At 71.1% G+C, this 23,920-nt stretch carries 21 protein-coding genes and 2 tRNA genes; 11 read left to right on the forward strand and 12 right to left on the reverse strand.

Translation table 11 applies throughout. From position 1 onward, the window contains the following. Positions 1–129 precede the first annotated feature (129 nt). The 5 genes from fliL (at position 130) to ACS5PV_RS16380 (ending at position 7,132) form a co-directional block, all read left to right on the forward strand. Positions 130–645 (forward strand): flagellar basal body-associated protein FliL, encoded by a 516-nt coding sequence (gene fliL, locus ACS5PV_RS16360; protein WP_455396393.1) that lies wholly within the window; start codon positions 130–132, stop codon positions 643–645. A 129-nt stretch (positions 646–774) separates the two neighbouring features. Further along, positions 775–1,989: a flagellar motor switch protein FliM gene (gene fliM / locus ACS5PV_RS16365; RefSeq protein ID WP_455396394.1), complete on the forward strand. Its 1,215-nt coding sequence runs from the start codon at positions 775–777 to the stop codon at positions 1,987–1,989. A 70-nt stretch (positions 1,990–2,059) separates the two neighbouring features. Then, positions 2,060–2,638 carry a DUF6468 domain-containing protein gene (locus ACS5PV_RS16370; RefSeq protein ID WP_455396395.1) on the forward strand — a complete coding sequence of 193 codons (579 nt, stop codon included), beginning with the start codon at positions 2,060–2,062 and terminating at the stop codon, positions 2,636–2,638. Further along, a complete protein-coding gene (locus tag ACS5PV_RS16375) occupies positions 2,635–3,663 on the forward strand; it encodes a MotE family protein (protein ID WP_455396396.1) in 1,029 nt (342 codons plus the stop codon). Before ACS5PV_RS16370 ends, ACS5PV_RS16375 begins: the two co-directional genes overlap by 4 nt. A 73-nt stretch (positions 3,664–3,736) precedes the next feature. Beyond that, positions 3,737–7,132, forward strand: coding sequence for a hypothetical protein (locus ACS5PV_RS16380; RefSeq protein ID WP_455396397.1), 3,396 nt, complete (start codon positions 3,737–3,739; stop codon positions 7,130–7,132). Between the two features lie 2 nt (positions 7,133–7,134). On the opposite strand, the gene ACS5PV_RS16385 is transcribed toward ACS5PV_RS16380, so the two are convergent. The 9 genes from ACS5PV_RS16385 to ACS5PV_RS16425 form a co-directional block, all read right to left on the reverse strand. Continuing rightward, on the reverse strand, positions 7,135–7,797 hold the full coding sequence (locus ACS5PV_RS16385; protein ID WP_455396398.1) for a glutathione S-transferase family protein: 663 nt from the start codon (positions 7,795–7,797) through the stop codon (positions 7,135–7,137). A gap of 59 nt (positions 7,798–7,856) precedes the next feature. Next, positions 7,857–8,057: a hypothetical protein gene (locus ACS5PV_RS16390; RefSeq protein WP_455396399.1), complete on the reverse strand. Its 201-nt coding sequence runs from the start codon at positions 8,055–8,057 to the stop codon at positions 7,857–7,859. Between the two features lie 307 nt (positions 8,058–8,364). Next, a tRNA-Leu gene (locus tag ACS5PV_RS16395) sits at positions 8,365–8,449 on the reverse strand. A gap of 305 nt (positions 8,450–8,754) precedes the next feature. After that, positions 8,755–8,839, reverse strand: a tRNA-Leu gene (locus ACS5PV_RS16400). A 96-nt stretch (positions 8,840–8,935) separates the two neighbouring features. Next, positions 8,936–10,351, reverse strand: a complete 1,416-nt coding sequence (leuC, locus tag ACS5PV_RS16405) for a 3-isopropylmalate dehydratase large subunit (protein WP_455396400.1) — start codon at positions 10,349–10,351, stop codon at positions 8,936–8,938. A gap of 444 nt (positions 10,352–10,795) precedes the next feature. Further along, the gene (locus ACS5PV_RS16410) at positions 10,796–11,686 is read right to left on the reverse strand and encodes a carbohydrate ABC transporter permease (RefSeq protein ID WP_455396401.1); all 891 of its coding nucleotides are present in this window, start codon (positions 11,684–11,686) and stop codon (positions 10,796–10,798) included. A gap of 18 nt (positions 11,687–11,704) precedes the next feature. Next, complete coding sequence (locus ACS5PV_RS16415; protein WP_455396402.1) at positions 11,705–12,649, reverse strand: carbohydrate ABC transporter permease; 945 nt, start codon at positions 12,647–12,649, stop codon at positions 11,705–11,707. Positions 12,650–13,000: 351 nt separating this feature from the next. Further along, positions 13,001–14,311 carry an ABC transporter substrate-binding protein gene (locus tag ACS5PV_RS16420; RefSeq protein WP_455396403.1) on the reverse strand — a complete coding sequence of 437 codons (1,311 nt, stop codon included), beginning with the start codon at positions 14,309–14,311 and terminating at the stop codon, positions 13,001–13,003. A gap of 90 nt (positions 14,312–14,401) precedes the next feature. Further along, entirely contained in the window at positions 14,402–15,736 is a 1,335-nt protein-coding gene (locus ACS5PV_RS16425) for an ABC transporter ATP-binding protein (protein WP_455396404.1), read from the reverse strand. Between the two features lie 34 nt (positions 15,737–15,770). Between ACS5PV_RS16425 and ACS5PV_RS16430 the strand changes: the two genes are divergently transcribed. Both ACS5PV_RS16430 and ACS5PV_RS16435 read left to right on the forward strand, forming a co-directional pair. Beyond that, the gene (locus ACS5PV_RS16430; protein WP_455396405.1) at positions 15,771–16,727 is read left to right on the forward strand and encodes a 2-hydroxyacid dehydrogenase; all 957 of its coding nucleotides are present in this window, start codon (positions 15,771–15,773) and stop codon (positions 16,725–16,727) included. A gap of 21 nt (positions 16,728–16,748) precedes the next feature. Continuing rightward, positions 16,749–17,504 carry an AprI/Inh family metalloprotease inhibitor gene (locus ACS5PV_RS16435; protein ID WP_455396406.1) on the forward strand — a complete coding sequence of 252 codons (756 nt, stop codon included), beginning with the start codon at positions 16,749–16,751 and terminating at the stop codon, positions 17,502–17,504. Between the two features lie 22 nt (positions 17,505–17,526). Here ACS5PV_RS16435 and arsH read toward each other — a convergent pair whose 3' ends face one another. Further along, positions 17,527–18,273: an arsenical resistance protein ArsH gene (gene arsH / locus ACS5PV_RS16440; protein WP_455396485.1), complete on the reverse strand. Its 747-nt coding sequence runs from the start codon at positions 18,271–18,273 to the stop codon at positions 17,527–17,529. A 65-nt stretch (positions 18,274–18,338) separates the two neighbouring features. On the opposite strand from arsH, the gene ACS5PV_RS16445 reads away from it, so the two are divergent. Genes ACS5PV_RS16445 through ACS5PV_RS16455 form a run of 3 tightly spaced genes read left to right on the forward strand, consistent with a single transcriptional unit; the run spans position 18,339 to position 20,467 of the window. Further along, positions 18,339–18,695, forward strand: coding sequence for an ArsR/SmtB family transcription factor (locus ACS5PV_RS16445; protein ID WP_455396407.1), 357 nt, complete (start codon positions 18,339–18,341; stop codon positions 18,693–18,695). Next, on the forward strand, positions 18,688–19,125 hold the full coding sequence (gene arsC / locus ACS5PV_RS16450; protein ID WP_455396408.1) for an arsenate reductase (glutaredoxin): 438 nt from the start codon (positions 18,688–18,690) through the stop codon (positions 19,123–19,125). The genes ACS5PV_RS16445 and arsC overlap by 8 nt, the downstream gene beginning before the upstream one ends. Before the next feature lie 28 nt (positions 19,126–19,153). Beyond that, positions 19,154–20,467, forward strand: coding sequence for an arsenic transporter (locus ACS5PV_RS16455; RefSeq protein ID WP_455396409.1), 1,314 nt, complete (start codon positions 19,154–19,156; stop codon positions 20,465–20,467). A 39-nt stretch (positions 20,468–20,506) separates the two neighbouring features. On the opposite strand, the gene ACS5PV_RS16460 is transcribed toward ACS5PV_RS16455, so the two are convergent. Then, positions 20,507–21,043, reverse strand: a complete 537-nt coding sequence (locus tag ACS5PV_RS16460; RefSeq protein ID WP_455396410.1) for a helix-turn-helix domain-containing protein — start codon at positions 21,041–21,043, stop codon at positions 20,507–20,509. 359 nt (positions 21,044–21,402) lie between these two features. Here ACS5PV_RS16460 and ACS5PV_RS16465 point away from each other — a divergent pair, with 359 nt between their 5' ends. Continuing rightward, a complete protein-coding gene (locus ACS5PV_RS16465) occupies positions 21,403–22,893 on the forward strand; it encodes a carboxypeptidase M32 (protein WP_455396411.1) in 1,491 nt (496 codons plus the stop codon). A gap of 170 nt (positions 22,894–23,063) precedes the next feature. Here the strand turns inward: ACS5PV_RS16465 and ACS5PV_RS16470 are convergent, their stop codons facing one another. Further along, entirely contained in the window at positions 23,064–23,855 is a 792-nt protein-coding gene (locus tag ACS5PV_RS16470; RefSeq protein WP_455396412.1) for an alpha/beta hydrolase, read from the reverse strand. Positions 23,856–23,920: the final 65 nt, after the last annotated feature.

The raw sequence follows: 23,920 nt of genomic DNA on the forward strand, positions 1-23,920 counted from the left end.
CTCTGGCCCGGCCGGTCGTTTCGTGCCGACCCGGCAGGATCGACCGGGCAGAAATTGCCGCCTTAACGCGGCATTAACCGTCTTCGCACAGAGTCTGGTCACGGATTTTCGAGGGTTGGACGGCGGGCGATGGCCAAGAAGCCGAAGAAGGCCCCGGCGCCTGACGCCGAGGGCGAAGGCGAGGAGGGGGCGGTTCCGGCACCCAAGAGCCGGAAGAAGCTGATCATCGTCGGCGCCGCTCTCGTGCTGCTGGCGGCCGGCGGCGGGGGCGGCTTCATGGTGATGCGCAGCCGCGCCGCGCACGCCGAGAAGGCGGCGGCCGAGCAGAAGGTGCCGGTCGCGTTCATGGACGTGCGCGAGATGACCATGAACCTGATGCCCGAGCCGGGCCAGACCCAGCCGCGCTTCGTGCGCCTGAAGGTCGCCCTGGAGGTGCGGGATGCTAAGGTGGTCTCCGAGATCCAGCCGCTGATGCCGCGGGTCGAGGACACCTTCCAGGTCTTCGTGCGCGACCTGCGCGTGGGCGACTTCGAGGCCGCCGGCGGCACCTACCGCCTGCGCGAGGAGCTGCTGCGCCGGGTCAACGTGGCGGTCTACCCCGCCAAGGTCGACGCGGTCCTCTTCAAGGACTTCATCATCCAATAACCATCCACAAGAGAGCTTCACGATCGCATTGCAATCGCGAATCTCTCTAGGTCTTCGTTTTGTCGCATTTTCTTCGACGAACCGGTATCCACTTCGTCGGAAAATGCTCCAGCGGGATTTGGTGCTTCCGTGGCCGGACCTGACGACACCATCGACGACGACGACTGGGCCGCAGCCCTGATCGAGCAGGGCGGGGGCGGCGACGCCTCGCTCGCCGAGGAATGGGGCGCGGCGCTCGCCGAGCAGGGCACCACCGCGCAATCGAGCGACATGGCGGCCGAATGGGCCAACATGATCGACGAGGGCGAGTCGGAGAACCTGCCCGAGCTCGCCGGCAACGACCGCATCCTGAACCAGGAGGAGATCGACCAGGTCCTCGGCTTCTCGCTGCGGGAGCTGTCGGCCTCGGGCGCGGGCGGCATCCGGGCCATCGTCGATTCGGGCGTCGTCTCGTACGAGCGCCTGCCGATGCTCGAGATCGTCTTCGACCGGATGATCCGGTTGTTGTCGACGAGCCTGCGCAACTTCTTCCAGGACAACGTCGAGGTCACCCTCGACAACATCACCTCGGTGCGCTTCGGCGACTACCTCAACGCGATCCCGCTGCCGACCCTGCTCGGCGTGTTCCGGGCCGATGCCTGGGAGAATTCGGGCATCGTCACGGTGGAGTCGAACCTCGCCTACTCGACCCTCGACCTGCTGCTCGGCGGCAAGCGCGGCGGATCGAGCATCCGCCTCGACGGGCGGCCGTTCACGCCGATCGAGATGCAGCTGGTGCGCCGGATGGTCGAGATCATCCTGACCGACCTCGAGGCCTCGTTCCAGCCGCTCTCGCCGGTGCGCTTCCTCATCGACCGGATCGAGACCAACCCGCGCTTCGCCACCATCACCCGGCCGGCCAACGCCGCGATCCTGATCGACCTCAAGCTCGACATGGAGGGCCGGGGCGGCCTGCTCCAGATCCTGTTTCCCTACGCGGCGATCGAGCCGATCCGCGACCTGCTGCTCCAGAGCTTCATGGGCGAGAAGCTCGGCCGCGACCACATCTGGGAGAGCCACCTCGCCACCGAGATCTTCCAGGCCGACGTCGCGGTCGAGGCGGTGCTGCACGAGATGTCGCTGCCGCTGCGCCGGGTGCTGTCGCTGGAGGTCGGCGACACCATCATGTTCGACGCCAAGCCCGCCGACCTCATCACCCTGCGCTGCGGCGACTGGGCGATGACGCAGGGGCGGATCGGTCGGCTGGAGGACAGCATCGCCGTGCAGGTCACCCGCCCCTTGCGCCGCTCGCGCACCACCCTCGCGGCCTTCGAGGCCTCGATGCAGAACCGCAAGGACGGCTGAAGATCGCCATGCCTTCTCCCTCCATGCCTTCTCCCGCCTCCTCCCTCATCTCCCGCAGCGAGGCCGTCTCGTGAGCCTGATCGTCAGCATCCTGGCCGACCTGCTGGTGGCGGTCCTCCTCGTCGCCTGCATCGCCACCTCGGTCAGCCTCGGCCGCCGCATCACCCGCCTCAAGGGCGACGAGACGGCGATGCGCCAGACCATCGGCGACCTGATGGTGGCGACCGAATCCGCCGAGCGGGCGATCCTCGGCCTGCGCACCACGCTCGCCGAGTGCGACCGCACCCTGGCCGAGCGCCTGCGGCTCGCCGAGCGCACCAACGCCGACCTCGCCGCCCAGCTCCAGGCCGGCGACGAGGTGCTCTCGCGCATCGGCCGCATCGTCTCCCAGGCCCGGGCGGCGGTGCCGGGCGAGGCCGCGGCCCCGTCCCCCGTCGCTCAAGCCGCCTTCACCCACGCGGCCTTCGCGCAGCAGGCCGAGACGGCGCCGGCTCCCGTCGCGCCGGCCTACGCTCCCGCGGCTCCGGTTCCGCCGCCCGCGCCCGAGCCGCGGCCGGTCTCCACCGGCGAGCGCCTCGGCGCCGCCGCCGCCGCCGCCCGCGCCCTCAGCGAGCGGGCCCTGAGCCGCCTCCAGGCCCAGGCCGCATGACCCTCGCGCTGCTCCTGCGCCGCTTCGCCGGGCTGCCGCCGGCGGAAGGACCGCCCGCGGCCGGCGTCGCGGCGCGAGCGGCCGCCGCGCCCGGAGCCGCGGCATCCAAGCCTGCCGAATCCATGCCTGCCGCTCCCAAGCCTGCCGCTCCCAAGCCTGCCGCTCCCAAGCCCGCAACGGCCGCGGCACCGGGCGCGGCCGCGGCGAAGCCCGCGGGCACGCTGCCCGCACGGATCCCGCCGGCGCCCGTCTCCGTCGCCCTCATGGTGCAGCGCCTGCTGGCGAACCCGGTCTGGCGCGGGCCGACGATCCGCCTGCGCCTCGTCGACGCCGTGGCGGTGGCGGCCGCGGGCCTCCTGCTGCTCAAGGTTCTCGCCCTCCTCGAGGCCGGGCCGTCCACCGGCGCCCGCTTCGCCGAGTTCCTGGTCCATGCCCGCTCGGGCTACGAGCCCCTCGACCCGACGATCACCGGATCGCTCTCGCCGAAGGAGGCCGCGCCCGCGCCCGCCTCCGCGCCGCCGGAGGCGCCCCGGCCGGCGCCCGAGCCGGCCTCGTCCTCCGAGCGGGCGATCCTGGAGAAGCTCGGCGCCCGCCGCGACGCCCTCCAGCAGCGCTCGCGCGACCTCGAGACCCGCGAGCAGCTGATCGAGAACGCCGAGCGCAAGCTCGAGACCCGCATCAACGACCTCAAGACCCTGGAGCAGAAGGGGGACGACGCGGCGGCCCGGCGCGCCGAGGCCGAGGCCGCGGGGCTCAAGTCCCTGGTGACGATGTACGAGACGATGAAGCCCAAGGAGGCCGCCCGGGTCTTCGACCGGCTGAAGCTCGACGTGCTGGTGCCGGTGGTGGTCGGCATGAACCCGCGCAAGATGGCCGAGGTGCTGGCGGTGATGCAGCCGGACGCGGCCGAGCGCCTGACCGTGGCGCTCGCCCAGCGCGCCCGCGGCGCCGGCGGGCCCAAGGCCGCCGCCATCGCCCCGGGCCTGCCGCCCGGCGAGCTGCCGGCGATCGACGCGGCGCGCTGAGGCCGGCCGGTTTTAAGCGCTCATTAGCCCTGTGGCGGCATGGTACCGGCGCAAGGGTGATTGGGCGGATGCGATGGGTTCGACGGGCAGGAGCCGCCGCGCGGCGGCGCTGATCGCGCTGGCGGCTTTGGCCGCCGGGGCGGGCGCGGCCGACGCGGCGCAGCTCGTGGCGATCCAGGGCAGCGAGCAGAAGAACTTCGGGCGCATCGCGCTCACCTTCGACCACGGCGTCAAGGTCACCGCCAAGGTGACCGGCGGCGTGCTGGTGGTGAATTTCCGTGAGCCGGTGACCGGCCAGCGCGAGCGCCTGGCCGCCGAGATGCCGGCCTACGTGGCGCAGGTCCGGCGCGATCCGGACGGCGCGGGCCTGCGCGTCGCGCTCCAATCCTCCTACAAGGTCAACGTGCTGGAAGCGGGCGAGCGGGTCTTCATCGACCTGATGCCCGAGGGCTGGACCGGCCTGCCGCCAGGCCTGCCGCCGGAGGTGCTGGCCGACCTGTCGCGCCGGGCGGAGGAACTCAGCGAGCGCCTGCGCCGCGAGGCCGTCCGCGCCCGCCGCACGACGCCGCTGCGCCTCGAAGTGGCCACCCTGCCGACCCTCACCCGGCTCTCGGTCCGCCTGCCGCAGGAAGCCGAGGTGGCGCTGGAGCGCGCCGGCTCCGAGGTCCGCCTGCGCATCCCCGGCGCCTACACGATCGACTCGACCGAGGCCCGCGCCGCCCTGCGGCCGGCCGCGACGGCGCTCGCGGCCGAGGCCGGGACGGACGCCGCCCGCCTCGCCCTGACCCTCGGCGAGGGCTTCACGGCGGAGGGCTACCGCGAGGACGATTCCTACATCCTCGACCTCGTCAAGCCGGCGGGCAAGAAGGCAGACGACAAGAAGCCCGACGAGAAGAAGTCCGCGGCGGCGGCGGACGCGTCCCCGGGACCTGCGGCCCGCGCCGAGGCCCCGTCCCCTGCCGAATCCCGCCCCCAGGCCGGGGCCCCGCCGCCGGCCGAGGCGCCGGCGCCCGCTCCGGCGGAGCCGCAATCGGGCCCGGTCCAGGCCCGGGTCACCCGGGGAAGCCAAGGAACGAGCCAAGGCCTGCGGATCGCCTTCCCGTTCGCGGCCCGGCCGCCGGCGGCCCTGTTCGAGCGGGGCGGGGTCGCCACCCTGGTGTTCGAGACCGGCGCCCCGATCGCCCTGCCGTCCCTGCCGGCGGGAGCGCCGGCGAGCGTCGCCGAGGGGCCGCGGGCGGAGGGCGCGTTCACGGTGCTTCGCCTGCGCCTCGAAGCCGGCATGCTCGCCCAACTCGCGGCGGGGGAGGGGCAGGGCTGGGACCTGGTACTCGGCGACGCCGCACTGCCGGGGGGCGACGTCCTGGTGCCGCAGCGCAGCGCCGATCCCGCCGGCCGGCCGGCGGTGACGGTGCCGCTGGCGCGTCCCGGCGGCACCCTGTGGCTGGAGCGCGACGGCGAGCGCATCGCGGTCGCGACCGCCCGCGGACCGCGCATCGCCGGGCTGCCGAAGCGGGGCCGCTTCGTCGAGTTCGAGCTGTTGCCGACCCGCCAGGGCGTCGCCGTGCTGGCGGCGGCGGACGACCTCGCCGTGCGCCCGGGCCTTGCCGACGTGACCATCACCCGTCCCGGCGGCCTGTCGGTCTCGGCCACGGTGGCCGAGACGCCGGAGGCCGGCCCGGCCGCCCAGGCCGCCGACCTGCTGGTGCAGCCCGACCGCTGGCGCGAGGACCAGCGCGGCGACGTGCGCGCGCGCATCCGCGCCGCCGAAGGCGCCGCCGCCGCGGCCGAGCGGCCGGCCCGCTCCGCCGCGCGCCTCGACCTCGTCCGGGTGCTCCTCGCCAACGACTTTTCCGCCGAGGCCGCCGGGGTGCTCGCCCTCGCGGTCCGGGAGGATCCGCCGCTCGCCGCCGAGCGGTCGGTGCGGCTGCTCTCGGCGCTCGCCGCCCTGCGACTGAACCAGGACGCGCGGGCGGCCGGCTTCCTCACCCCCGACGGCAAGCGGGCGCTCGATCCCGAGCTGCGGCTGTGGCGCGGCGTCGTCGATGCCCGCGGCCGGCGCAGCGCCGCGGCGATCGCCGCCTTCAAGGCCGGCCTGCCGACGATCGAGGCCTACCCGGACGACCTCCAGGTGGTGCTCTACCTCGCGGCGGTGGAGGCCGCCCTCGACGCCAAGGACCCGGCCTTCGCCCAGCGGGCGCTCACCGCCGTCGCGCCGCTCGCCGACGCGCCCCAGGCCCGCGACCGGCTGGCTTTCCTGCGGGCGCGCTTCGCCGAGGCGATCGGCCAGGACGGCGAGGCCCGCCATGCCTACCAGCAGCTCGCCGAGACCGCGGCACCCGCCATCGCCGCCGAGGCGACCCTGCGGGCGGTCGATCTCGGGCGGGCCACCGGCACGATGACGCCGGAGGCGGCGGTCGACCGGCTCGAGCGCCTGAGCCTGACCTGGCACGGCGAGGCCGAGGCCGAGGCTCTCGCCCGGCTCGGCCGGCTCTATGCCGGGGTCGGCCGCTGGCGCGACGCCTTCGCGGCCGCCCGCAAGGCCAACCGCCTCTTCCCCGACCACCCGGCGACGCGCGGCCTGCACGACGACACGGTGGCGCTGTTCTCCGCCCTGTTCCTGTCCGACAAGGGCGCCAGCCTCGGCAAGATCGAGGCCCTGGCCCTGTTCTACGACTTCAAGGAATTCACGCCGATCGGCCGCCAGGGCGACGAGATCGTGCGGCGGCTCGCCGACCGCCTCGTCGCCCTCGACCTCCTCGACGCCGCCGGCGACCTCTTGCAGCACCAGGTCGACAACCGCCTCACCGGTGCGGCGCGGGCGAGCGTGGCGGCGCGCCTCGCGACCGTCCGGCTGATGGAGGGCGAGCCGCTGAAGGCCCTCAAGGTGTTGCAGAACACCCGCCTGCCGGAACTGCCGGCGCAGATCCGCGACGCGCGCCTGCTGCTCGAGGTGCGCGCCCTCTCCGACCTCTCGCGCACCGACCTCGCCCTCGAGCTGCTGGAGGGCAACGCCACCCCGGAGGCGGCGCACCTGCGTGGCGACATCTTATGGGGCGCGCGGCGCTGGCGCGAGGCCGGGGAGGCGCACGAGGCGTTGCTCGGCACCCGCTGGCGCGAGCCCGGCCCCCTGAGCGACGCCGAGCGCGGCGACGTGATGCGGGCGGCGATCGCCTACGCGCTCGCCGAGGATCCGCTGAGCCTCGACCGCCTGCGCACCAAGTTCACCGCGAAGATGGCCGAGAGCCCGGACGCCCGCACCTTCAGCCTCGTCGCCGCGCCGAACGCCTCCGGCACCGCGGCCTTCCGCAGCCTGGTGCGCCAGGCGACCAGCGCCGAGACGCTGACCGACTTCCTGCGCGCCTACCGCGCCCGCTACCCCGAGAGCGCCGCGCCGGAGCGGCCGAAGCCGGAGGCGAGCCCGGCGCCCGCGCCCGAGGCCCGCGGTGCCGGCGGACCCTCGCCGGGCTAAACTCACCTCCCGCCCGCAGCGCCGTCGAAGCGGGGCAGGCGCCGGCCGGGCAGGAGGTCGTAGGGCGCCCGCCAGCCGGGCAGGGCCGCGATCCGCTCCAGCCAGGCCTGGATCGCCGGGTGGCTCGCCGCGAGGTCGTAGCCGGTCTCGTCGGCGGGGAAGGAGAGGTAGGCGCAGAGCGACAGGTCGGCGACGCTCGGCCGGTCGCCGACGACGAAGGCCCGGTCCGAGACCTGCCCGGCGAGGATGCCGAGGAAATCGTCGACCCGCGCCCGCAGGTATGTCAGGACCGCCGGGTCGGCGCCGCGGCTGAAGGTGCGCATGAAGCGGTAGGTCGCCATGTGGGCGGAGAGCTTCTGGTTGTCCCAGAACAGCCAGCGTAAAACCTCGAACCGTTCCGCCTCGCCCTCGCCGCCGAGCCGGCCGTAGCGGTCGGCAAGGCGCAGCAGGATCGGGCCGGTCTGGGTCAGGCTCGCGCCGTCCTCCTCCAGCACCGGGATCTCGCCCATTGGGTTGACGGTACGCCGCCATTCCGGCGTCCAGGTCACCCGGGCGCCGAAATCGGTCCAGACCGGCTCGAACGTCTCGCCGCACAAGGCCAGCATCAGCGCCAGCTTGTAGCTGTTGCCGGATTCGGGGAAGTAGTGGAGGCGGTAGCGGCTCACGGGCGGGTCTCCGCGTCGGATGAGCCGAGATCTAACACGCGCGGAGGGTGTCCGTCCGGTCAGACCTCGCCCTCGCCCGCCGGGGCGGGCCGGGGCCGCGTGTCGGTGCCGGTCGTCGTGATGCCGGGATCGAGGGCGTCGGGCTTGCGGGCGGCCTCATGGTCGGCCGGGGTGACGCCGGCTTTGGCCGCCGCCGCGTCCTCGTCGCGGCGGGTCAGGTGCGGGCGGGCGGTGAGCCGGTCGTCGCGGGTCTCGGGCATCGGCGTCTCCTCCAATCGGCGAGAGCCAACGCGGGCGGTCCGGAGCGGTTCGACGTCTCGCGCGCCCGACGATCCCCGGTGCGCCTCGCCCCTTCTCGGACCTTCTTTCAGCTGACGCTGCTCTTGTCCGGAAAAAGTGGAGGGAGGATGTCGGGGAGGCGCCTCGATGTCAGGCCTCAAGGGGGCCTGCATCGCACGGCCACCGTAGCCCATGGGGCAATCGATGCCGCGCGTAAGATCGAGGATGGCCTTGAGGTCGGTCAGGTCTCGCCCCGCTCAGGGCCGGCATCAACACCCAGAAGGGTGTTGGTGCCCAGGAGAGGACTCGAACCTCCACGGCTTGCACCACTGGTACCTGAAACCAGCGCGTCTACCAATTCCGCCACCTGGGCCCGAAGCACTGCTTGGCAGCGCCGCGGTGACAGTCGTTTAGAGGGCGGCGACGGCGGCGTCAACGGGATTGAGCGCCGTTCCGCAGGGGAGGGGCTTCCCGAGAGCCGCGCTTGCAGGTCGGCGGGCCGATGCCTGCGGTCCCGCGCTTGCGCGATCAGCGCGGGTGGGATGGAAAGTCTTTCGCGGGGATGATCGCTTCACGGACGAGAGCTGCCGCTCGATCGTCCCTTGCTGTCGCCTCAAGATCGGGAGTGTATCCGCAAGCTCGTCGCTTCGCGGACGGCATCAACACCCTAAAGGGTATTGGTGCCCAGGAGAGGACTCGAACCTCCACGGCTTGCACCACTGGTACCTGAAACCAGCGCGTCTACCAATTCCGCCACCTGGGCCCAGGAGCGTCGCCTTGGCGGCGCCCCGGTGTCAGTCGTTTAGTCGGCGGCGGAGCCGGCGTCAACGCCGAACTCCGCCGTTTCGCGAGACTGTCTTCAGGCGCCCGCGGGCCACTCGCGGATGTCGACGAAGTGCCCCGCGATGGCCGCCGCTGCCGCCATCGCAGGGGAGACGAGGTGCGTGCGGCCCTTGTGGCCCTGGCGGCCCTCGAAGTTGCGGTTCGAGGTCGAGGCGCAGCGCTCGTGGGGCTTCAGGCGGTCGGCGTTCATGCCGAGGCACATCGAGCAGCCCGGCTCGCGCCAGTCGAACCCGGCCTCGATCAGGATCCGGGCCAGGCCCTCCTCCTCCGCCTGCTGCTTCACCAGCCCCGAGCCCGGCACCACCATGCCCGACACGTTCGGGTGGATCTTCTTGCCCTCGACCATCCGGGCGACGATCCGCAGGTCCTCGATCCGGCCGTTGGTGCAGGAGCCGATGAACACCTTGTCGAGGGCGATGTCGGTGATCCGCGTGCCCGGGGTCAGGCCCATGTAGGACAGGGCCTTCTCCTTGGAGAGGCGCAGGTTCTCGTCCTCGATCGAGGCCGGATCCGGCACCCGGCCCTGGACCGAGATCACATCCTCGGGCGAAGTGCCCCAGGTCACGATCGGCGGGAGGTTCGCGGCATCGAGCCGGATCTCGCGGTCGAAATGGGCGCCCTCGTCCGAGACGAGGTTGCGCCAGTAGGCGAGGGCGCGCTCGAACGCCTCCCCCTTCGGCGCCTTCGGCCGGTCCTTGATGTAGGCGAAGGTGGTCTCGTCGGGAGCCACCATGCCGGCGCGGGCGCCGCCCTCGATCGACATGTTGCAGATCGTCATCCGGCCCTCCATCGAGAGCCCCCGGATCGCCTCGCCGGCATATTCCAGCACGTGGCCGGTGCCGCCGGCGGTGCCGATCTCGCCGATGATCGCCAGGATGATGTCCTTGGCCCCGACGCCGGCGGGCAGGCGCCCGTCGACGACGGCGCGCATGTTCTTCGCCTTCTTCTGGATCAGCGTCTGGGTGGCGAGCACGTGCTCGACCTCGGACGTGCCGATGCCGTGGGCGAGCGCCCCGAAGGCGCCATGGGTCGAGGTGTGGGAATCGCCGCAGACGATCGTCTGGCCCGGCAGGGTGAAGCCCTGTTCCGGCCCGATGATGTGGACGATGCCCTGCCGCTTGTCGAGGGCATCGTAATACTCGATGCCGAACTCGCGGACGTTCTCGGCCAGCGTGTCGATCTGCGTGCGGCTCTCGGGATCCTCGATGCCGAAGCTGCGGTCCGAGGTCTGGACGTTGTGGTCGACGACCGCCAGCGTCTTCTCCGGGTGGCGCACCCGGCGCCCGGCGAGACGAAGCCCCTCGAAGGCCTGGGGAGAGGTGACCTCGTGGACGAGGTGACGGTCGATGTAGAGGAGGCAGGTGCCGTCCGGCTGACGATCGACGACGTGGTCGTCCCAGATCTTGTCGTAGAGGGTGCGAGGGGCAGTCATCGGGGTTTTTGCCTTGTCACGAAGACCTGTCGGTGAGCGCCGGGGTCGCGGCGTTCGGGCCCGGCGGATCGTCATGTAACCGTCTCATCCGCCGACGGGTAGACCCCTTGGCGCCGCAAGGGGATGCAGGCATCGCAAGGCGCTCTGGAACAGAGTGGGCGGCGGTCGGGAATCGCGGCTGTCTGGGCGTGCAGGCGCCGTGAATCGCCTTCAGCCTGCTCTTTGCCTGTACCAGTAAGCCGCGGGATCCCCTCTCCCGTGTGGGAGAGGGGTAGGGGTGAGGGTGGCTCGGCTTCCGTAATGATCCTTAACCGTCGAGCTGCGCAGCTTACCAGCTTGAGTATTATCCTGAACCCGAGCCACCCTCACCCCCGACCCCTCTCCCACACGGGAGAGGGGAGGTGCGCTCTACTTTCATTCGAGCGGATCGACCGAACGCTATCGCTACTCCTTCACCGCTCCCGTCATGGCCGAGACGTAGTGCTCGACGAAGAACGAGTACAGGATCACCAGCGGCAGCGAGCCGACGAGGGCGCCTGCCATCAGCGAGCCCCAGCGATAGATGTCGCCGTCGACGAACTCGCTCACTACCGCCACCGGCACGGTCTTGTTCTGGGTCGAGGACAGGAAGGTAAGCGCGTAGATGAACTCGTTCCAGCACAGGGTGAGCGAGAAGATACCGGCCGAGATCAGCCCGGGGACGGCCAGCGGCAGGATGATCTTGACGAGGATCTGCCAGCGGCTCGCCCCGTCGATGAGCGCGCATTCCTCCAGCTCGTAGGGGATGGTCTTGAAGTACCCCATCAGGAGCCAGGTCGAAAACGGGATCAGGATGGTGGGGTAGACCAGCACCAGGGCGAAGGGCGAATCGTAGAGCCCGTAGGCCTGGATGATGGTGGCGAGCGGGATGAACAGGATCGAGGGCGGCACGAGGTAGGCGAGGAAGATTGCCGCGCCGACGGCGACCGCGCCCTTGTAGCGGATCCGCACGATCGCGTAGGCGGCGAGCACGCTGGCGAACAGCGACAGCACGGTGGCCGCCACCGAGATCATCATCGTGTTCCACAGCCACAGCGGATAGTTGGTCTGGAACAAGAGCTTCGAGATGTGCTTGAGCGTCGGCGAGACCACCCAGAACGGGTTGTAGGTCTCCATGTCGATGAGCTGGTCGTCCGGCTTGATGGCGGTCAGCGCCATCCAGTAGAATGGGAACAGCAGCACCACCAGGATGACGAAGAGCGGCAGGTACACCGTGACGACGCGCTTCGGCAGCGTGTCGAGATAGGCCATGCCCTCGCTGTTGTCGGGGGTGTCGGGGGTCGCGGTCGCGGCCATGGGTGTTCGATCCTTCTCTTAGCCGGTCTGCCACTTGCGGTTCTGGAGGCCGAACCACGAGATCCCGATGGCGAAGATCAGGAACGGCACCATCGCGGTGGCGATGGCCGCGCCCTCGCCGAGGTTCCCCGAGAGGATGCCGCGCTGGTAGGACAGGGTCGCCATCAGGTGGGTCGAGTTGACGGGACCGCCGCGGGTCATCGCCCAGATCAGCTGGAAGTCGGTGAAGGTGAACAGCACCGAGAAGGTCATCACCACGGCGATGATCGGGGTGAGCAGCGGCAGGGTGATGTGGCGGAAGTTCTGCCACGGGGTGGCGCCGTCGATCGTCGCTGCCTCGTAGAGCGAGGGCGACACGGTCTGGAGGCCGGCGAGCAGCGTGATGGCGATGAACGGCACACCGCGCCAGATATTGGCGAAGGTCACGCAGATCCGCGCCATCGTCGGATCGCCGAGGAAGTCGATGTTGCGGTCGAGCAGGCCGAGATGGCGCAGCGACCACGAGATGATCGAGAACTGGCTGTCGAAGATCCACCAGAAGGCGAGTGCCGACAGCACCGTCGGCACGACGAACGGGATCAGCACGATCGAGCGGATCAGGGCCTTGAACGGCAGCCGCTTGTTGAGGAGCAGTGCGAGATACAGGCCGATCCCGAACTTCGCCACCGAGGCGAAGCCCGTATAGACCAGCGTGTTGAACACCGAGAGCCAGAACACGCTGTCGTCCCACAGCCACTCGTAGTTCTCGATGCCGACGAAATTGCCGCCGCGGCCGATCCGGGTGTCGGTGAGCGAGAGCCAGATGCCCTTGGCCAGCGGATAGGCCAGGAACAGCAGCAGGATCGCGGCCGCCGGCAGCATGAACCAGAAGCCGAGCCAGCCGCGGCTCGTCCGCAGCCGGCTCCAGGCCGAGCCGGTCGTGGGCGCCGCCGCGGCGGGGCGGGCGAGGGCGATATCGGCCACGGGGAGACTCCTCCGGGTGTGTTTTTGGTTCGGGGCCGCCTTCCGGGAGACGAGGGCAGCACGATCGCGCGGCCAACACTCGTCCGTCGCGGCTTGAGGCGCGGGTTTCTCCTCTCCCCGCGGGCGGGGAGAGGACTTCATCGACCCTGTCGTCGATGAAGTGAGCGAAGGCGAAGCCTGAGCGAGGGTGAGGGGGTGTTCCCGGAGTAGCCTCTTACGGCATCGCCCCCTCACCCTCGGGTCGATCCCTCCGGGATCGATGCGCCGCCTCGCTTTGGTGACGACGAGGTCACCAAAGCCCTCTCCCCGCCCGCGGGGAGAGGGGGATGCGCACGAGCCGCGCGGTAGGCGTCAGGCCGACCGGAAGATCCGCTGCGCCTGCCGCTCGGCCGTCTTGATCGCGCCCTTCAGGTCCTCGCGGCCGGTGCAGTAGGAGGCGAACATGTCGACGACGACGAAGTCGGCGAGCACGGCGGCCACCTTCTCGCTCACCGGGGCGAGGCCGCCGGCGGCGAGCGTCCGGGTCGAGGCTTCGCCGAACACCTTGTTCTTCGGGTCGGCCGACCAGATCGGGTTGTTGCCGTAGGCCTTGAGCGGGTGGCAGAGGTAGCCCTGGGATGCCTCGAGCCAGGCATTGTAGTTCTGGGCCTCGAGCGCGAAGGCCATGAAGGCTTTGCAGGCGTTCGGCGCCTTGGTGTAGGTGTAGGCCAGGATCGGGAAGGCGAGCTGGAACTCGGTCGGCTTGCCGGACTTGCCGACCGGCCAGACGGCGTGATCCATATCCGCCGCGATGTCCTTCTTCTCGTTCTTCGCCGCGGCGTAGACCGAGATGCCGTTGCCGGTGAGGTAGAGATCGCCCGACAGGAACGCCTTGTTGTTGGACGAATCGTTCCACGACACGGTGCCGGGCACGAAGGTCTCGTAGAGCGCCTTGACGTAGTCGAGCGCCTTGGCGGTCTCCGGCGAGTTGATGATGATCTTCTCGTTGGCGTCGACCAGGTAGGCGTCGTGCGACCACAACGCCCAGTGGATCCACGAATTGGCGTCGCCGGTGGCGTGGCCCAGCGCGAAGCCGGCCGGGGTGTTGTTCTTCTTCATTCCCCGGCACAGTTCCAGGAACCCGGCGTGGTCCTCCGGGAATTTCTGGAACCCGGCCTTGTTCATGGCCGAGATGCGGTAGTTGATGTAGCCGCCGTTGAATGCCATCGGGATGGCGATCCACTCGCCCTTCACCTTGCCGTAGGCCTCGGCCGCGGGCAGCCAGCCGCCGTACTTCTTGCCGAGGTAATCGGCCACGTCGCCGACCTTGAGGCACTTCGACGGGAACAGCGCCGGGAACGAGTACAGGCCCCAGACCATGTCCGGGCCCTGGCCGGTATTGGCAGCCACCGAGGCCTTGGGCTGGATGTCGTCGAAGGATTCGCTCGTCACCGTGACCGGCACGCCGGTGGCCTTGGTGAAGGCGTCGACGAGGCGCATGAAGGCCTCGTCCTCGGACGGGATGAAGCGCTTCCAGCGCAGGAGCTTGAGCGAGGCGCCCTGTTCGGGCTTCCACTGGTTCTCCTGCGCCCAGGCGCGGGCGAAGCCGTCGAGGCTCGCGGCGGAGGCGAGGCCGAGGGCGGCGCCCCCCTTGAGGATCTGGCGACGATCGAAACCTGACATCGTTGCGTCTCTCCCAGGATGATTTTTATGATGTCGGCAAGATGCGTCCGGCGGCGGGATGGCGTCCCGCCGCCGGACGGTATCGTCTTGTCAGTTCAGCCGGCGGCCGTTCTCGGCGTCGAACAGGTGGACGAGGGCGGGATCGGCGGTGATGCTGATCCGCTCGCCCGGGCCGGCGCCGATCCGGTCGCGGAACACGCAGGCGATGTCGCGGGCGACTTCCTTGGCGATGGCCTGCGCGCCGCCGCCCGGCGGGCGCACCAGCACCATGGTCTCGGAGCCGGTCGGCTCCACCACCGCGACCTCGACCGGCACGCCGTTCTCGGCCAGCCGCACGTGCTCGGGCCGCAGGCCGTAGACCGCCGGCATGCCGTCGGCGGGCCGCGCGCCGCGGGTCGGCAGCGGCAGGGTCAGGCCGCCCTCGGTGCGGAAGGTGTCGCCGGCGATCTTGCCCTTCAGGAAGTTCATCGCCGGCGAGCCGATGAAGCCGGCGACGAACATGTTGTCGGGCCGGTCGTACAGTTCGAGCGGCGCGCCGACCTGCTCGACCACGCCGTCATGCATCACCACGATCTTGTCGGCCATGGTCATGGCCTCGATCTGGTCGTGGGTGACGTAGACCGTAGTGGTGCGCAGCCGCTGGTGCAGTTCCTTGATCTCGGCCCGCATCGCCACGCGCAGCTTGGCGTCGAGGTTCGACAAGGGCTCGTCGAACAGGAAGACCTGCGGGTCGCGCACGATCGCCCGCCCCATGGCGACGCGCTGGCGCTGGCCGCCCGAGAGCTGACGCGGGTAGCGGTCGAGGAGCTTCTCGAGGCCGAGGATCGCGGCGGCGCGGCCGACGCGGCTCTCGATCTCCTCCTTGGCGGCCTTCCTCAGCTTGAGAGAGAAGGCCATGTTGTCCTTCACCGTCATGTGCGGGTAGAGCGCGTAGTTCTGGAACACCATGGCGATGTCGCGCTCCTTGGGCGGCACCGCGTTGACGACGCGCGACCCGATCCGGATCTCGCCCGCCGTGATGTTCTCCAGCCCCGCGATCATGCGCAGCAGGGTCGACTTCCCGCAGCCCGACGGGCCGACCAGGATCACGAATTCCCCATCCTGAATGTCGATCGAGACGCCGTGCAGGATCGGGGTGGCCCCGAACGACTTGCGCACGTTCCTGATTTCCAGCCCGGCCATCGGCTCCTCGTGTCGTGTATGAATCAGAACAGGGTCGCGCGCGGCGCGCGGACCGAAACGGCAGCGCTGCCACAGGCAGACGACGAACACACGACAGGCAGGCCCGCAGGGGGGCGTCTGGCGCTCATCTGGGTTGTTTCCTCGACCCGTAAGAACGGGGCGGACTGTCTTGCCGCCTCTCGTGTTGGCGGCCATCATCGGGCGCGCGGGGCGCAAGATCAAGCGCCCTCGCCATGCGCCCATCGTCGGATGCGCGAGAAAACACCGGGAGACAGGCTTGAAGTCCACAGATGTTCTGATCCTGCGGCCGCTGTCGCCGCTCGTGACCGAGAGCCTGGAGAGGCATTTCACCGTTCACCGCGGCGACCTCGCCGAGGACAAGGAGCGCTTCCTCGACGAGGTCGGGCGTAAGATCCGCGGCATGGCGGTGAGCCACGTCCACGTGAACGACGCGCTGCTCGACCGGCTGCCGAAGCTCGAGATCGTCGCCAATTTCGGCGTCGGCTACGACACGATCGACGCCGCCGCCTGCGGGAAGCGCGGCGTGATCGTCACCAACACGCCGGACGTGCTCACCGACGAGGTGGCCGACCTGGCGGTGGGCCTCTTGCTCGCCACCGTGCGGCAGATCCCGCAGGTCGACCGCTACCTGCGCCAGGGCAAGTGGCTGGAGAAGCCCTATCCGCTCACCGGGACCTTGCGCGGGCGCAAGGTCGGCATCCTGGGTCTCGGCCGCATCGGCCGGGCGATCGCCCACCGCCTCGAAGCCTTCGGCCTGCCGATCGCCTATCACGGCCGCAACCGGCAGTCGGACGTGCCTTACGAATACTTCCCCTCGCTCATCGAGATGGCGAAGGCCTGCGACGTGCTGATGGTGGTGGCCCCCGGCGGCCCGGAGACGAAGAACATCGTCGGCCGCGAGGTGCTGGAGGCGCTGGGGCCGGAGGGCGTGCTCGTCAACGTCGCCCGCGGCACGCTCGTGGATGAGGACGCGCTCGCCGCGGCGCTCGCCGACGGCACGATCCAGAGCGCCGGCCTCGACGTGTTCGCCGAGGAGCCGAAGGTCCCGGACGCCCTCATCGCCCAGGAGCATGCGGTTCTGCTGCCACATGTCGGCTCGGCGTCGCATCACACGCGCAACGCAATGGGCCAACTCGTCGTTGATAACCTGACCTCCTGGTTCCAGGGCAAGGGTCCGGTGACGCCCGTGGCCGAGACTCCCTGGAAGGCTTAGACTTCACGAAAGACCCGAGCCATGTGCCTGCGCCGCTTCCTCCCCGTCCTCGGTCTGGCGATCTGGGCGGGGAGCGCGGCGGCGCAGGAGGCGGCCCCGGTGCGGGACGCCGCCGGGCCGTGGGAGCTTTCTCTCGACGGCAGCTTCCGCCGCTGCGGCCTGATGCTGGCCGCCGAGCCCGGGACCGTGGGCCAGGCCCTGCGCTTCCCGGCCGGCTGCCGGCGCGCGCTGCCGGTGGTCAACGGCATCGCGGGTTGGCGCGTCGAGGGCGGCCTGATCCAGCTCCTCGACCGTGAGGGCCAGCCGATGCTGGCCTTCGCCGCCCCGGACGGCGAGGGCATCCGCAGCGCGGAAAGCCCGGGCGGCGAGCGCTACAGCCTGGCCCAGGCCGGCGCGCGGCCCGCCGCCCCGGAGACGCCGCTGGTGACGCAGGCCGCGCTCTCGACCCAGCCGAGCCCGCGCGAGGCCGCGCGGGAGAGCTGGGCCGGCGCGCCCGCGACCGCGGCCGGGGTGACCGGGCTCTACACCCTCGACCGCTTCGTCGAGAAGGACGTCTGCCGGGTGCGGCTCGCGGCCGAGACCGCCCAGGTGCAGGAGGGCTGCCGCGACCCCGGTCTCGCCCTGTTCGACCCCACCGCCTGGCACTACGACGCCGGCCGCCTCGTCCTCGTCGCCCGGCGCGGCCACAGCGTCGAGCTGGTCCCGGTGGGCGAGGGGCGCTGGCGCCGCGATCCGGAGATCGGGACGACCTTCGTGCTGCGGCGGGTGGAGCCGTGATGGAGTAGGGCCCTGCGCCGGCCTACCGTTTTCCGAAGCCCACATCGGCGGCGACCGCCTTCAGGCGCTCCGGGTCGCGCTCCTTGCGCTCGCTGTAGCGGTCGACGAGGTAGTCCGAGCGCTCGCGCACGAGCAGCGTGAACTTCATCAGCTCCTCGCACACGTCGACCACCCGGTCGTAGAGCGGCCCCGGCTTCATCCGGCCGGCCTCGTCGAACTCCCGGTAGGCCATCGGCACCGAGGACTGGTTGGGGATCGTCACCATCCGCATCCAGCGCCCGAGCACCCGCAGGGCGTTCACGGCGTTGAAGCTTTGGGACCCGCCGGAGACCTGCATCACCGCGAGCGTGCGCCCCTGCGTCGGCCGCACGCTGCCCTCCGAGAGCGGCAGCCAGTCGATCTGGCTCTTCATCACGCCGGTCAGCGTCCCGTGCCGCTCGGGCGAGACCCAGACCTGCCCCTCCGACCAGATCGACAGCGCGCGCAATTCCTGCACCTTCGGATGCTCGGCGGTGGCGTCGTCGGGGAGCGGCAGCCCGTCGGCGTGGAAGATCCGCACCTCGCCGCCCATCGCCTCGAGCAGGCGCGCGGCCTCGTAGGCGAGGAAGCGGCTGAACGAGCGCGCGCGCAGCGACCCGTAGAGGATCAGGAAGCGCGGGGCATGGGCGAACGGCTCGGTCACCGCCAAGCGCTCCCGCGTCGGCACCTCGGCATGCGCCTCGCTCAGGTTCGGGAACCCGTCGCGGGCGGACGGAGCGGGCTGGTCCAGGGCGGGCTTGTCCACGAAAGTGAATTTCTCTAAGTTTCAACGAATGTAGATACGTTGAACGAACGATGGACGAACGACAAGCCCTCGCCGCCTTCGCGGCCCTCGGCCAGGAGCATCGCCTGCGGGCCCTGCGCGCGCTCGTCGCCGCCGGCCCGGAGGGCCTGGCGGCCGGTCTCCTCGCCGAGGCGATCGGCATCGCCGGCAACACCCTGTCCTTCCACCTGAAGGAACTGTCCCATGCCGGGCTGATCGCGTCCCGGCGCGAGGGCAAGTCGGTGATCTACACGGCTGTCTATGACGGCCTGTCCGACCTGATCCGCTTCCTGATGCGCGATTGCTGCCAGGGCCGCCCGGAGGTCTGCGCCCCGGCCCTCGCGGCGCTCGCCGCCTGCTGCCCCGCCGGAGACACCGACCATGTCTGAGCCGTTCGACGTCGTGATCTACCACAACCCGGCCTGCGGCACGTCCCGCAACGCCCTGGCGATGATCCGCAATGCCGGGATCGAGCCGCACGTGATCGAGTACCTGAAGACCCCGCCGACCCGGGAGCTGATCCGGGCGCTCGCGCGCCGGGCCGGGATCCCGGTCCGGGCGCTGCTGCGTGAGAAGGGCACGCCGTTTGCCGAACTCGGCCTCCATGAGCCGACGCTGACCGAGGACCAGCTGCTCGACGCAGTCGCCGCCCACCCGGTCCTGCTCGAGCGTCCGCTGGTGGTGAGCCCGCGCGGCGTGCGCCTGTGCCGGCCGTCGGAGGCCGTGCTGGACCTGCTGCCGCCGCAGCGGGCCGAGTTCGTCAAGGAGGACGGCGAGCGGGTCGTCGACGAGCACGGCCGGCGGGTCGCCACCGCCTGAGCCTCACCCGCACCACGACACGGCCCCGATGCTCGCGCTCGCCATCTTCCTCGTCACCCTCGTCCTTGTCATCTGGCAGCCCAAGTTCGCCTGGCAGCCGAACGGCCTCGGGATCGGCTGGAGCGCGCTCGCCGGCGCCCTCGTCGCGCTCGCCGCCGGGGTGATCCAGCCCGGCGACATCCCGGTGGTCTGGCGCATCGTCTGGGACGCCACCTTCACCTTCGTGGCGCTGATCGTCATCTCGCTCTTGCTCGACGAGGCCGGGTTCTTCCACTGGGCGGCGCTGCACGTCGCCCGCTGGGGCGGCGGGTCGGGCCGGCGGCTGTTCCCGCTGGTAATCCTGCTCGGCGCCGCCATCGCGGCGTTCTTCGCCAATGACGGCGCCGCCCTCTTGCTGACGCCGATCGTGCTGGCGATCCTCACGCGCCTCGACGTCAAGCCGGCGGCGGCGATGGCGTTCGTCGTCGCCTGCGGCTTCGTGGCGGATTCGACCTCCCTGCCGCTGGTGGTCTCGAACCTCGTCAACATCGTCTCGGCCAACGTCTTCGACATCGGCTTCGGCCGCTACGCCGCCGTGATGGTGCCGGTGAACCTGGTGTCGCTGGGAGCGACGCTCGCGGTGCTGGGGTGGTCCTTCCGGCGTGCCGTGCCGGTGTCCTATTCCGTCGCGGCGCTGGAGCGCCCGGCCGGCGCGATCCGCGATCCCCTGGTGTTCCGCGCCGCCTTCCCGCTCCTCGGCCTGCTGCTCGCCGCCTATTGCGTCACCGCGCCGCTCGGCGTGCCGGTCTCGGCCGTCACCTGCGCGGGCGCCGCCGTCCTGCTCGTCCTTGCCGCCCGCGGCCGGGTCGTCCCGGTCCGCGCGGTGCTCGCCGGCGCGCCGTGGCAGATCGTGCTGTTCAGCCTCGGCATTTACCTGGTGGTCTACGGCCTGCGGAATGCCGGCCTGACCGACGGGCTGGCGCAGGGCCTCGCCCGGCTCGCCGGGTACGGGCCGTGGGTCGCCACCATCGGCACGGGATTCGCCGCCGCGATCCTGTCCTCGGTGATGAACAACATGCCGAGCGTGCTCGTCGGCGCGCTCTCGATCCAGCAGGCCCCGGACCTGCCGCCGCTCACCCGGGAGCTGATGATCTACGCCAACGTGATCGGCTGCGACCTCGGCCCGAAGCTGACCCCGATCGGCAGCCTCGCGACCCTGCTGTGGCTGCACGTGCTGGCGGCCAAGGGCCAGCGGATCACCTGGGGCCAGTACATGCGAATCGGCCTCGTCGTCACCCCGCCGGTGCTGCTGGCGACGCTCGTGGCACTGGCGGCGTGGCTGCCGGTTCTCGGGACCGGTTAGGACCATTGTCGCCGTGTCGCCGCGAGGTGTCCCGCGCCGTTACCCTCGTCCCGCGCCGCCGAGCCCCGAATCGAGGGAAGCCGCAAGCGCGTCGACGACGGCCTCGGGGTGACGGTGGATCGTGCAGATCAGGGCCATCGCCGTGGCATTCGGCTTCGACTTGCCCTGCTCCCAGTTCTTCACCGTCGCTTCCTCCAGCCCGAACCGCAGCGCGAATTGCGACTGGGAGAGCCGTAGCGCCTCCCGTACGGCCCGGACCGAGATCGCCTCCGGCCCATGCCTGCGCGCCTCGATCCCCACCGATTCCAGCTCGGCGATCAGCCGGCTCACGCTCTCGACCTTCGGCACCTCGACATAGGCCTCCCCCGTGTCGAACAGCTCCGTCATGAGCGCGTGCGCCGCCTTGATCGGCAGATGCCGACGGACCAGGGCGCGAGCCGCCGACACGGTATCAAGGTTTCGATCCCGCCGAACCTTGAGGCCGAGCCGTTCGGCGGAGCCGTCGTGGACGGGAGCCTCGTCCCGGATTCGCACCCGTGGTCCGAACGCCGCCAACAATGAGGATTTCGTCGACATCCAGTTCCTCCATCACGCCCTGCGCGATGTCCCTGAGCGCCGCTGCGCCCCACGCCTTCGACGCGTCGCCACCGATATGCAGACCGTCCAGCCGAAGCGACCGTTCGGCGAGCGCCACCTCCGCCATCACGGCGAGCGATCCCCACGGGGTCAGCACATCGACCGTGAAGATCGGGTCGCGCTCGTGGCGTGATCGACGACGATGCTGACCTTGCAGGCTGGCACGCTGTCATCCCGTACGCAGGCTGCCTATAGTTTGATGCAGGCCGGCTTCGCGTCAAGAGCCGTGCCGGCTCCCTTGCCAGGAGACGGCCTGCCGTCGGACAACCGGCGCACCAGCGATAGCAACCGGATCCCCCATGCAGGCCTACCGCGCCCTCGAAGCCACCTTCGCCCGCATCAGCGCCCTCGAGGATGCCTCCGGCATCCTCGGCTGGGACGCCCAGACCATGATGCCGGACGGGGCGGCGGAGGGGCGGGGCGACCAGATGGCAGTGCTGCGCGGCCTTGCCCACGACCTCCTGACCGATCCCGCCACCGTCGACCGGCTCGCCGCGGCGACGGACGAGGACGGCCTCGACGCCTGGAGCCGGGCGAACCTCGCCGAGATGCGAAGGAGCCACACCCACGCCGCGGCGGTGCCGCGCGAGCTCGTCGAGGCGAGCTCGCGGGCGGTGTCGCGGGCCGAAATGACCTGGCGAGAGGCGCGCCGCACCTCCGACTTCGCCCTCCTGCGCCCCGACCTCGGCGAGGTGCTGGCGCTCCAGCGCGAGATCGGCCGGGCGAAGGGCGAGGCCCTGGGGCTCGCGCCCTACGACGCGCTCCTCGACAGCTACGACCCGGGCCTGCGGCAGGAGGCGATCGACCCGCTCTTCGCCACTCTGGAAGCCGAGCTTCCGAGCCTGATCGCCGAGGCGCAGGCGCGCCAGGCGGCGGCGGGGCCCGCTCCGGTCGCCGAGGGTCCGTTCCCCGTCGAGACCCAGCGCCAGGTCGGGCTTGCCCTGATGCGGGCGGCGGGGTTCGACTTCGACCGCGGCCGGCTCGACGTCAGCCTGCACCCGTTCTGCGGCGGGGCCACGGACGACGTACGCATCACCACCCGCTACGACGAGCGGGATTTCGCCCGCGCCCTGATGGGCGTGCTGCACGAGACCGGCCACGCCCTCTACGAGCAGGGCCGCCCCGCCGCCTGGCGCCGCCAGCCGGTGGGGGCGGCCCGCGGCATGAGCCTGCACGAGAGCCAGTCGCTCACCCTGGAGATGCAGGCCGGCCGCAGCCGCGAGTTCGTGGCCTACCTGGCGCCGCTGGTGCGGGAGGCCTTCGGCGGCACCGGCCCGGCCTGGGAGGCCGATTCCCTCTATCGGAACTACACGACGGTCGCGCCGGGCTTCATCCGGGTCGATGCCGACGAGTGCACCTATCCGGCCCACATCCTGCTGCGCTACCGGCTCGAGCGGGCGCTGATCCGCGGCGAGATGGAGATCGGCGACCTGCCGGACGCCTTCAACGAGGGCGTGCGGCGGCTCCTCGGCCTCACCGTGCCGGACGACGCCCATGGCTGCCTCCAGGACATCCACTGGCCGGGCGGCGCCTGGGGCTACTTCCCGACCTACACGCTGGGCGCGATGATGGCGGCGCAGCTGTTCGACGCCGCCTGCCGGGCCGAGCCGGACCTGCGCCCCGGCCTCGCGCGGGGCGACTTCGCGCCGCTCGTCGGCTGGCTGCGGGTGAACGTGCACGGCAAGGGCAGTGCTTTCGGCACGCAGGAGATCCTGGAAGCCGCCACCGGCCGGCCGCTCTCGGCCGAGATCTTCCTCGACCACCTGCGCCGGCGCTACCTCGACGCGTGAGCGCGCAGCACCCTTCGCGCCTCGCGGGCATGGTCGGCCGGCACGGTCATCCGCGGGCAGCCCGCCGCCAGGGCCCGCGCCGCGGTGCCGGTCCCGGCCCCGACGGCCGTTCGGGTGCCGGGCCCACGGCGTCGCCGTCCATGTCGGCGGGGGGGGACGCGGACGCTGCCCTAGCCCTCCCGCGCAGCGATGCCCGCCACCGCCGCCACCAGCCGGTCGAGGTCGGCGGGGCCGGAGAGGCGATGGTCGCCCTCCTTGATCAGGGTGAGGACGACCCCTGTCTCCGGCAGCCGCTCGACGAGCCGCATCGCATGCGGCCACGGCACGTCCGGATCGGCCATGCCCTGGAGGATGTGCACCGGGCAGCCCGGATCGATCGGCTTGTCCAGCATCAGGTGGCGCCGCCCATCCTCGATCAGCGCCAGGGTCACCGGCGTCGGCTCGGGCGAGTACTGCGAATCGCGCTGCCACACCCCGTCGCGCAGCACCTGGGCGCGGATCGCCTCCGGGAACTGCTTCCACATCAGCTCCTCGGTGAAGTCCGTCGCCGGTGCGATCAGCACCAGGCCGGCGGGCCGGACCTTCCTGGCGGCGAGCAGCGCGATCCAGCCGCCCATCGAGGAACCGACGAGGATCGGGCGCTCCGGCGCCAGGGCGGCGACGACGTCCTGCGCGTCGGCGAGCCAGTCCGAGATCGTGCAATCGGGGAAGCGGCCCTCCGATTCGCCGTGGCCGGTATAGTCGAAGCGCACGAAGGCGCGGCCTGCCTTCGCCGCCCAGGCGTCCAGCGCCTCGGCCTTGGTGGCGCGCATGTCCGACCGGAAGCCGCCGAGCCAGACCACCGGCGGTCCGGCGCCCGGTCGCACCAGGGTGGCGAGGCGGCGGCCCCGCACGGGCAGCATCTGCGCGGGCGGATCCTTGGCAGGTACGTCCTTGGCAGGTACGGGTGCGGGCTCTTGCATGACGTTATCCCCGTTATTCCGTGGGCAACCCTGGTCGCGGGCGGCCGGCGCCCAAGGTTTACCGA

It is taken from the genome of Methylobacterium sp. Gmos1 (genome assembly GCF_053764715.1).